Annotated in this window: 9 protein-coding genes; 1 reads left to right on the top strand and 8 read right to left on the bottom strand. The window is 72.3% G+C overall.

The genetic code is table 11. From position 1 onward, the window contains the following. From NCC78_RS22640 to NCC78_RS22605, 8 genes are all read right to left on the bottom strand, one after another. On the bottom strand, window positions 1-946 hold a 946-nt coding region (locus NCC78_RS22640), incomplete at its 3' end, for an MCE family protein (protein WP_250796895.1). Continuing rightward, the gene (locus NCC78_RS22635) at window positions 943-2,190 is read right to left on the bottom strand and encodes an MCE family protein (RefSeq protein WP_250796894.1); all 1,248 of its coding nucleotides are present in this window, start codon (window positions 2,188-2,190) and stop codon (window positions 943-945) included. The genes NCC78_RS22635 and NCC78_RS22640, both read right to left, overlap by 4 nt. Beyond that, window positions 2,190-3,173 carry an MCE family protein gene (locus tag NCC78_RS22630; RefSeq protein WP_250796893.1) on the bottom strand — a complete coding sequence of 328 codons (984 nt, stop codon included), beginning with the start codon at window positions 3,171-3,173 and terminating at the stop codon, window positions 2,190-2,192. The genes NCC78_RS22635 and NCC78_RS22630 overlap by 1 nt, the downstream gene beginning before the upstream one ends. Continuing rightward, a complete protein-coding gene (locus NCC78_RS22625; protein ID WP_250796892.1) occupies window positions 3,170-4,204 on the bottom strand; it encodes an MCE family protein in 1,035 nt (344 codons plus the stop codon). The genes NCC78_RS22630 and NCC78_RS22625 overlap by 4 nt, the downstream gene beginning before the upstream one ends. Further along, window positions 4,201-5,487: an MCE family protein gene (locus NCC78_RS22620; protein WP_250796890.1), complete on the bottom strand. Its 1,287-nt coding sequence runs from the start codon at window positions 5,485-5,487 to the stop codon at window positions 4,201-4,203. The genes NCC78_RS22625 and NCC78_RS22620 overlap by 4 nt, the downstream gene beginning before the upstream one ends. A gap of 2 nt (window positions 5,488-5,489) precedes the next feature. Further along, on the bottom strand, window positions 5,490-6,293 hold the full coding sequence (locus NCC78_RS22615; protein WP_250796889.1) for an MlaE family ABC transporter permease: 804 nt from the start codon (window positions 6,291-6,293) through the stop codon (window positions 5,490-5,492). Between the two features lies 1 nt (window position 6,294). Continuing rightward, window positions 6,295-7,065 carry an MlaE family ABC transporter permease gene (locus tag NCC78_RS22610; protein ID WP_250796888.1) on the bottom strand — a complete coding sequence of 257 codons (771 nt, stop codon included), beginning with the start codon at window positions 7,063-7,065 and terminating at the stop codon, window positions 6,295-6,297. Continuing rightward, window positions 7,062-8,069 (bottom strand): ABC transporter ATP-binding protein, encoded by a 1,008-nt coding sequence (locus NCC78_RS22605; RefSeq protein WP_284706344.1) that lies wholly within the window; start codon window positions 8,067-8,069, stop codon window positions 7,062-7,064. The genes NCC78_RS22610 and NCC78_RS22605 overlap by 4 nt, the downstream gene beginning before the upstream one ends. A 164-nt stretch (window positions 8,070-8,233) precedes the next feature. Here NCC78_RS22605 and shbA point away from each other — a divergent pair, with 164 nt between their 5' ends. Next, on the top strand, window positions 8,234-8,812 hold the full coding sequence (shbA, locus tag NCC78_RS22600) for an RNA polymerase sigma factor ShbA (RefSeq protein ID WP_250796887.1): 579 nt from the start codon (window positions 8,234-8,236) through the stop codon (window positions 8,810-8,812). The last annotated feature ends 114 nt before the right edge of the window (window positions 8,813-8,926 follow it).

Below are 8,926 nucleotides of genomic sequence, written 5' to 3'. Positions count from 1 at the left end.
ACAGGTTGACGAAGTCGCCGACGATCGCGCCGGTGACGTTCGGCGGGAACGGGAACGACAGCATGAAGTCCAGGGACTTCGGCAGGTCGTCCCCGGCGCGTACCAGCTGCTCCAGGATCGGTTGCAGCGCCCGGAGGTCGGCCAGGGTGTCGTCCCGGCTGCGGTTGACGACTCGGGTGCCGACCTGGCCGAGCTTGCCCAGGGCGGTCAGCGCCTCGGTCAGTTGGGCGCGCTGACGGGCCAGCACGGTCAGGCCGGGGGCGAGGGCGTCCACCGCCTCGCCGAGCGTCTGCTTCTGCCGGTGGAGCCGACCGCTCAGCCGGTCGAGGGCGTCGAGGGCGCGGACCAGGTCGGCCTTCTGCTTGTCCAGCCCCCCGATGAACTCGTCGAGCTGTCTGAGCGCGTCCCGGACGGCGGGTTCCCGGCCGTCGAGGGCGGTGCCGAGTTCCTGGTTGATCGTCCGCAGCTGCGCCAGGCCGCCACCGTTGAGCAGCAACCCGAGGGCGGCGAGGACCTCTTCCACCTCGGCGCCGCGGGCGGTACGGGACAGCGGGATGACGTCGCCGTCGGCGAGTCGGGCGCTCGCCGGGGCGGTGGGTGGCGCCGCGAGGGTCACGTACTTCTCGCCCAGCAGGCTGCTCTGCCGGATCGCGGCGGTGGCGTTGGCGGGCAGGCGTACGTCGGCGCCGACGCGCACCGTGACCCGGGCGGTCCAGCCGGAGAGGGAGATCTTCTCGACGCTGCCGACGGTCACGTCGTCGACCTTGACGGCGGCCTGCGGCACCAGGTCGAGCACGTCGCTGAACTCGGCGGTGACGGCGTATCCGTCGCCCTCGGGGGCGCCGCCGGGCAGCGGCACGCCGGCCAGGTCGGGCAGGCCACACCCGGCCGGGAGCAGCGCCACCAGGACCGCGCCGGCCAGGGCGCGCAGTGTCCGGGCGGTCATGACACGCCCCGCAGGATGCCCCCGAGGGTGGGGTCGCTGGTGATGCCGGAGCCGCCCGGCGCCTGGTCGGGGATCGGCGCACCGGGGGAGCTGACAGGAGGCCCCGGTGAGGACCCGCCGATCGCCGGGGCGCCGGGCGGCAGCTTGAGCAGCTTGCGCAGCTGGTCGGTCATGGGCAGCCCGCGCGAGTGCAGGGTCTGCGCGAGTGCCAGGCACTTCGCGGGCACCCGCGCCGCGGGAAGCTGGTCCACCATCAACGAGCAGGCGAAGCCCGCGGGGTCGTACGGACCCATCGCGTTGTTCCGGGTGTCCAGGGTGCCGGAACGCGGGTTGTAGGACAGGGCGAGGTTGTTCAGGGTGAGCGGGGCGACGTCGAGGATCTCGATGACCGCCTGCTGCTGGCGGACCAGCACGCCGGTGATGTCGGTCAGGGCCGCGACGTTGGAGGTCAACGCGGCGCGGTTCTGCTTGACGAACGCGGTGACCTCGGCCAGCGCGGTGGCCAGGTTGCGCAGCGCCGCGGCCAGTTCGTCACGCTCGCCGGCGAGCTGTTCGGCGACGTCGGCGAGCTGCTGGTTGAAGGCCCGCACCTGCTGGTCGCTGCGGGCCAGCGCGGTGGTGAAGCGTTGCAGGTTGGCGACGGAGCCGAAGAGGTCCTGCCGGCCGTCGGAGAGGGTGGTCAGGGCCCCGGACAGCCCATCGAGGGTGTCGTGCAGGTACCGGCCGTTGCCCTCCAGGTTGGCCCGACCCGTGGCGAGGAGGTCGGACAGCGCACCGTCGCGGTTGGCGCCCTGCGGGCCCAACGTGCGGTTGAACTCGTCGAGGGCCTGGTAGATGTCGTCGATCTCCATCGGTGCGGCGGTGCGAGCCAGCGGTATCTCGGCCCCGTCGGCGAGCGCGGCACCGCCGGCGTAGGCGGGGGTGAGCTGCACGTACCGGTCGCTGACCACGCTGGGCGGGACGATGAGCGCCTGCGCGTCGGCGGGCACGGAGATCCCCGCGTCGTAGCGCATCGTGACCCTGACCGACCGGCCCTGCGGGGTCACCGCGACCACCTCGCCCACGCGTACGCCCAGCACCCGCACATCCGATCCCGGGTACACGCCGACGGCTCGGGTGAACCAGGCGACCACCTGCCGTGGGGGTGTGCCGTGGCGGAGGACGACCACGCCGGCGGCGACGGCGACCAGCAGGGCGGTGGCGACGGCGAGGGCTCGTCGCCGGCGTCGCATCAGACCGGGCATCAGCGGCCTCCCGTGGTGGGTTGGTACGGCTGGAGCAGCCCGGACACGTACGAGTCGAACCAGCGGCCGTTGCCCACCACGTTGGCGAACGCGGTGACGAACGGGCCCATCCGCTGGATGGTCTTCTCCAGGTCGTCCCGGTTGCGTTGCAGGATGGCGACCACCTCACGCAGCTCGCGCAGCGCCGGTTCGAGCTGCGCGCGGTTGTCGGTGATCAGTCCGGAGAGCTGGGTGGCGAGTTCGTCGGTGCCGACGAGGAGCTTGTGGATGGCGTCGCGGCGGCGGCTCACCTCGGTCAGCAGCGCCTCGCCGTCGGTGACCAGTCTGCGGAACTCCTCGTCCCGGGTGGCGAGCACCGCGGTGACGTCCCGGGCCCGGGTGAGCAGGGTCCGCAGCTCGGCGTCGCGGCTGGCGACGGTGCGGGAGAGCCGGGAGAGCCCGACCAGGGACGCGTTGACGCTGCCGGGGGTCTCGGCGAAGGTCTGCGACAGGGTGGTGAAGGCGGCGGCGAGCTGGTCGGTGTCGACCTTGTCGAGGGTGTCGGCGAGCCCGGTGACGGCCTGCACCACGTCGAACGGCGCCGCGGTGCGGGCGAGGGGGATCTCCCCACCCTCGCGCAGCCGCCCCGGCCCGGCCGGCGACAGGGCCAGGTACTTCTGGCCCAGCACGGTCTTGATCCGGATCGTGGCGCCGGTCTGGGTGCCGAGGCGGACGCCGTCGTCGTCCACCCGGAACCGGACCCGTACGCGGGGCGCGCCGTCGCGGGCCAGTTCCACGGCGGTCACCTTGCCCACCCGCACCCCGGCGACCCGCACCTCGTTGCCGCTGGCGAGGCCGCTGGCGTCGTGGAAGGCCGCCTGGTACGAACGTCCGCTCAGTGCGGCGAGCCGGTCCAGCTGGAAGGCGCCCAGCAGCGCCGCCACGATCAGCACCAGCCCGGTCGCGCCGACGACGACGGGATTGCGTTCGCGGAACGGTGTCATTGGTTGCCTCCGGTGGCACAGCGGGCGGTCGAGGCGCTGAAGGCGGGCAGGTCGAGCGGCGCCCGGCCGGCCACCGCCACGGTGCCGTCGAAGTCGCAGAGGTAGAAGTTGAACCACGAGCCGGAGGAGGCGACGCGGGTCAGGGCCTCGTACCGCTCCGGCATCCGCCCGAGGGTGCTGTCGATGACGGCCGCGTTGCGGTTGAGGTTGCCGGCGAGGTCGTCCAGGGCGCGCACGTCGGCGGCGAGCGGTGGGCGTGCCTCGCGCAGCAGCGAGGACGTGGCGGTGGTGAGCTCGCCGATGCTGACCAGCGACTCGCCGATGGCGGTGCGGTCGGCCGAGAGACCGGAGACGAACTGCTGCAGCTGGCTGATGCTCTGGTCCAGGTTGCGGTCCCGTTCGGCCAGCGTGCCCAGGACGCCGTTGAGGTTGGTGACGACCCGTCCGATGACGGCGTCCCGGTCGGCGAGGGTGTTGGCCAGGGACGCGGTACGTCGCAGCAGGCTGGTCACCGTGCCGCCCTCGCCCTGCAGGACCTGGATGATCTCGTAGGCGAGCTTGTTCACGTCGTCCGGGCTGAGCGCGGTGAACAGCGGCCGGAAGCCGTTGAACAGCACGGTGAGGTCCAGTGCCGGCGTGGTCTGGTCGAGCGGGATGAGGCCGTCCGGCCGCAGTGGCCGCCCCTCCCCCGGCCCCTCGGTCAGCGCCAGGTACCGCTGGCCCACCAGGTTGCGGTAGCGGATCTTGGCGCGGACGCTGGTGGCCAGCGGCACGTCGGGGGTGACGGTGAAGACGACTTCGGCGACGGTGTCGTCGACCACCGTGATCCGGCTGACCCGGCCGACCTTCACCCCGGCGACGCGAATGTCGTCTCCCGCGAGCAGTCCGGTCACGTCGGTGAAGCGGGCGCGGTAGGTGACGCCGCCGGGTGGGAAGGCGCCGAGGGTCTGGGCGAGCAGCCCGGTCAGCAGCAGCGTCACCGCGGCGAAGACCGCCAGCTTCAGCAGGGGTGCCCAGGTCCTGGCGCTCATCGGGCGCTCACCACCCCGCCGCGCAGCAGCGGCCCCCAGAGCAGGACCGCGATGTCCGGGACCTCCGCCGGCGGGATGCCGGTGACGGCCCCGACAAGGGGCTTTACCAGGGCGCGCTCCTCACCCGTGCCGGCGTGGCCCATGGCCGGGGAGCCGCCGGCGGGCGAACTCGCCGGCGTGCCGACGACGAGGGGGGTACGGGGGCGGGCGCCCCGGTAGTCGTACCCGTCGTCGACGGGCACCTCGGGCGCGGGCTGCCCGGGGCTGGGCAGGCCCCGGCACTGCGGGCCGTTGTGCGCGCCGTACACCGGCTCGTCGCGGCCCTTCTCGTACCTGCCGCCGTCGCGGGTGACCTCGAGGGTGATGTGCATCCGCCCGCCGGCGAAGACCTCCTCGACCCGGGGTTGCAGGGCGACCAGCCCGCTCATCAGGCAGGGGTACTCGGGGGCGTACGTGGCGAGCAGTTGCAGCACCGGCCGGCTCACCTCGCCGAGCGCGATGAGCTGGTCGCCGTGTCGGTCGAGGAAGCCCCGGGCGACGTCGGCGGTGTCGGTGGTGTCGGCCAGGAACGCGGCCAGCTGCTGGCTCTGGTCGGTGACGGTGCGGGCGGTGACGGTCACGTCTCGCAGCAGGGCGAGCAGGTCGGGCAGCGCGGCGTCGTAGCTGTCGAGCACGACGGCCAGCTTCCGGACGTCCTCGGCGATGGTGGGCATCGTCGGGTTGAGCTGCCTGAGGTACTCCCCGAGGCGGACCACGTTCGCGCCGAGCTGCTCGCCGCGTCCCTCCAGGGCGGTCGAGATGGCGCCCAGGGTCGCGGCGAGCTGGTCGGGCCGGACCGCCTGCAGCAGTGGCAGCGCCTGGTCGAGGACCCGTTCCAGCTCCACCGCGGTACGGCTGCGGTCCTGGGTGATCACCGCGCCGTCCCGGATCGGCGGGGCGGCGCCGCTGCCGGGGGGCGGGACGAGTTCGACGTACCGTTCGCCGAAGAGGGTCTTGGGCAGCAGTCGCGCGCCGACGTCGGCGGGGATCCGGGGCGTGGTGCGCGGGTCCAGGGCCAGCCGGATGACGGCGCCGGCGCCCTCGGTGCCGACCGAGCGCACCTCGCCGACGACGACCCCGCGTACCTTGACGTCGGCGCCCTGGCTGAGCTGGAGGCCGGCCCGGTCGGCGCGCAGGGTGACCCAGGCGACCGGGGTGAACGCCTTGCGGTACTGCAGGACGGACGCGCTCAGCGCCGCCGTCAGCACGACGATGAAGACGATGCCGAGGATGCGATGTCTCATGGTCACCCCGCGATCCGGACGGTGGTGGTCGCGCCCCAGATGGCGAGCGACAGGAAGAAGTCGACGATGTTGACCGCGACGATCGCGAGCCGGACGGCCCGGCCGACCGCGACGCCGACGGCTGCGGGCCCGCCCCTGGCGGTGTAGCCGTAGTAGCAGTGCACCAGCACCACGATCACGCTGAAGACCAGCACCTTGAAGAAGGACCAGAGCACGTCGCCGGGGGGCAGGAAGAGGTGGAAGTAGTAGTCGTAGGTGCCGGCGGACTGTCCGAAGTAGAAGACGGCGATGGTCCGGGTGGCGAGGTAGCTGGTGAGCAGCCCGACCACGTACAGCGGGATCACCGCGACGAAGCCGGCGATCATGCGGGTGGTCACCAGGAACGGCAGGGACGGCACGCCCATCACCTCCAGGGCGTCCACCTCTTCGGAGATCCGCATCGCGCCGAGCTGGGCGGTGAAGCCGCAACCGACGGTGGCCGACAGCGCCAGCGCCGCCACCAACGGGGAGATCTCCCGGGTGTTGAAGTACGCCGAGACGAAGCCGGTGAACGCGCTGCTGCCGATCTGGTTGAGCGCCTGGTAGCCCTGCAGCCCGACCTCGGTGCCGGTGAAGAAGGTCAGGAAGCAGATGACGCCGACGGTGCCGCCGAGCACGGCGAGCGCGCCGGAACCGAAGCTCACCTCGGCCAGCAGCCGCAGCACCTCGCGCTTGTACCGGCGCATGGTGCGCGGCGCCCAGGCGAACGCGCGCAGGTAGAAGGCGAGCTGACCGCCCAGGTCGTCGAGGTGGCGCAGCGCGGCCATGTCAGCTGCCCTTCTGCGGGACGACCTGGAAGTACACGGCCGTGACGACGAAGTTCAGCGCGAACAGCAGCATGAAGGTGATCACCACGCTCTGGTTGACCGCGTCGCCGACTCCCTTCGGCCCACCCTTGGCGGTCATTCCCTTGTAGGAGGCCACCAGTGCGGCGGCGGCGCCGAACAGCAACGCCTTGACCTCGCCCACCAGCAGGTCGGGCAGTTGCCCCAGGGCCTGGAAACTGGCCAGGTACGCCCCGGGCGTGCCGCCCTGGAGGACCACGTTGAACAGATAGCCACCGCTGACGCCGACGACGCTGACCAGGCCGTTGAGCAGGACGGCGACCAGCATCGAGGCGAGCACGCGGGGTACCACCAGGCGGTGGATCGGATCGATGCCCAGCACCTGCATCGCGTCCAGCTCCTCGCGGATCTTGCGGGAGCCGAGGTCTGCGCAGATGGCCGACCCGCCCGCGCCGGCGATGATCAGCGCGGTGACGATCGGGCCCGCCTCGCGGACCACCGCGAGCACCGACGCGGCCCCGGTGAAGGACTGCGCGCCGAGCTGGCGGACCAGCGAGCCGAGTTGCAGGGCGATGACCGCGCCGAAGGGGATGGAGACGAGCGCGGCCGGCAGGATCGACACCGAGCTGATGAACCAGGCCTGCTGGACGAACTCGCGTACCTGCACCGGCCGGCGGCCGAGGCCGCGCAGCGTGTCCAGGCAGAACGCGAAGAACTCGCCGGTGGCGCGGACGGCGTTGACCGGGGCGCTCATCGGACCACCTCCCCCCCGCCGGCGGCCGGCAGCGGGCAGAGCTCGGTGGTCGGCTGTTCGGCGTCCCGGAGCCCCGCGAAGGAGCCGGGCGGCGGGGTGACGTCGTTGTCCCGGCACCACTGCCCCGGTGGCCGCTCGGCCCGGCGGGGCAGCCCGTCCGAGGGCGGCAGTTGCAGCGGGATGGGCGGCAGCGGCGGCAGTTCCACGCCGGCGTCCGCCTCGGCCCGCAGTTCCTCGGCGTCCTTCTCCTCGGCCATGCCGATCGGGCCGATCCGCTGGGCGTTGAGGAACTGTCGCACCACCGGCTCGGTGCTGGACAGCAGCATCTCCCGCGGCCCGAACATGGCCAGGTGCCCGTGGTAGATCAGCCCGATGTTGTCCGGCACCGTGCGGGCCGTGTTGATGTCGTGCGTGACGATCAGGAACGTCGCCCCGGTCCGCTGGTTGAGGTCGATGATGAGCTGGTTCAGGTACGCCGTACGCACCGGGTCCAACCCGGAGTCCGGCTCGTCGAACAGGACGATGCGGGGGTCGAGCACGAGCGCGCGGGCCAGCCCGGCGCGCTTGCGCATGCCACCGGATATCTCGCCCGGAAGCTTCTTCTCCGCGCCGACCAGGCCGACCATGTCGAGCTTCTCGGTGACCACGTCGCGGATCTGCGACTCGGACTTGCGGGTGTGCTCGCGCAGCGGGAACGCCACGTTGTCGTAGATGTTCATCGAGCCGAACAGCGCGCCGTCCTGGAACAGCACGCCGAACAGCTTGCGCACCTCGTACAGCGCGCGCTCGGACAGCCGGGGCAGGTCCTTGCCCTCGATCCAGATGGAACCGGCGTCGGGCCGCAGCAGCCCCACGAGGGTCTTCAGGAACACCGACTTGCCGGTGCCGGACGGGCCGAGCAGGACGGAGATCTCGCCGGCGGGCAGGGTCAGACTGATGTCCGACCAGACCGGTTGGCCGCCGAACGACTTGCTCAGCCCCTGCACGGCGACTTCGACGCCCATCGACCCTCCCCTGGCTGGTTGCTACCTGGGACATCGCGGGAGGCGGGCCGAGCGCAACAACTTCTTTTCGTGGCGCCGCGGCCACGCGACGTGAGCTAGCGAAGTGGTGTGCGTCTCGATAGCGTGCGGTTAACCAGCCGGTAACGAAGGTGTCCCGCATCCCCATGACCACGACGATCGAGCCGGAGCTCGTCCGCCGGGCCGCCGACGGCGACCGGGCGGCCCTGGCCGCCCTGCTCACCGACGTACGGCCGCGGCTGGTCCGCTACTGCCGGGCTCGGCTGGGTCGCATCGGCGGGGCGTACACCACGGCCGACGATGTGGCCCAGGAGGTCTGCCTGGCGGTGCTCAAGGCTCTCCCCCGCTACCGGGAGCAGGGCAGACCGTTCTCGGCGTTCGTCTTCGCCGTCGCCGCGCACAAGGTCGCCGACGCGCAGCGGGCGGCGGTGCGCGACTCCGCCGTCACCATGACCGACACCCCGCTGGAGCGCCCGGACGCCGCGCCGGGGCCGGAGCAGCAGGCCGTCGCCACCGATCTGGCCCGCCGGCTGTCGGTGCTGCTGCAGCGCCTTCCCGACACCCAACGGGAGATCATCACGCTGCGGGTCGCGGTGGGTCTGACCGCCGAGGAGGTCGGCACGATCCTCGGCATGTCGGCGGCGGCCGTACGAGTGGCGCAGTCCCGTGCGCTTGCCCGGCTCCGTACGCTTGCCGGCGGCGGACTGGACGAGGCGGTGGCATGAGCGAGCGCAGGCGGGAGGACGGCGAGGAGCTGGACCTCGCCATGATCGCCCACGACGACGCGATCCTCGACGCGCTGGGGCGGGACGAGGCGGTGGCCGACGGTGACCGCCTCA

Origin of the sequence: Micromonospora phytophila (assembly GCF_023656545.1) — a bacterium.
Taxonomy (GTDB): Bacteria; Actinomycetota; Actinomycetes; order Mycobacteriales; family Micromonosporaceae; genus Micromonospora; species Micromonospora phytophila.
The sequence above is the reverse complement of the archived record's forward strand: the minus strand, read 5'-3'. Positions and strand labels throughout refer to the sequence as shown.